Source organism: Gemmiger formicilis (genome assembly GCF_016901605.1).
GTDB lineage: Bacteria > Bacillota > Clostridia > Oscillospirales > Ruminococcaceae > Gemmiger > Gemmiger formicilis_B.
Window position 1 is genome coordinate 1 of sequence record NZ_JACJKP010000382.1, and the last position, 640, is coordinate 640.

Consider the following 640-nt stretch of genomic DNA (forward strand, 5'->3'; position numbering starts at 1 on the left):
TTCCTTTCAGTCCTCTGCATGATGCGGACCTGCCGGAGCATTGCGGAGGCGTGTATCTCCCGGGCGGATATCCCGAACTGTACGCGGAAGCACTCAGCCAAAACGTTTCCATGCGCACTGCCCTGCAAAAGGTTATACAGGACGGAATGCCTGCGGTAGCGGAATGCGGTGGCTTTCTCTACTTGGGACAGACGCTGGAAGATCCGCAGAAAAAGATCTGGCCGATGGTCCAGGCATTACCGGGGAGAGGAATCCGTACCGAGCATCTTGTCCGTTTTGGCTACGCGGAAATGACCGCCCATGAGGATACTTTTTTGTTCCGCAGCGGAGAAAAAGTCCCCATCCATGAGTTTCACTATTGGGACTCTACGCAAAACGGGACAGCCTGCACTGCACAAAAACCGCTGGGAACGCGTAGCTGGCAATGCGGATTTGCCACACCCAGCCTGTTTGCATCTTTTGCACATCTTTATATGGCGGGAACGCCGCAGCTGGCGGAACGTTTTGTGGCTGCGGCCGAAGATTATGAAAGGAAGCATTTTTCATGAGCCGAGGAACCGAACTCAACGATCTGCTGAAAACCATTCAGCCGACGGACGAAGCGGCACGTCGGGCAGCGCAGAAAAAGTGGGCTGCCTGT

General features: G+C 54.8%; 1 pseudogene. It reads left to right on the forward strand.

Going from position 1 to position 640, the window contains the following annotated elements:
- Positions 1–548, forward strand: a pseudogene (locus H6B10_RS15005) (cobyrinic acid a,c-diamide synthase); the annotation flags it as partial.
- Between the last annotated feature and the right edge of the window lie 92 nt (positions 549–640).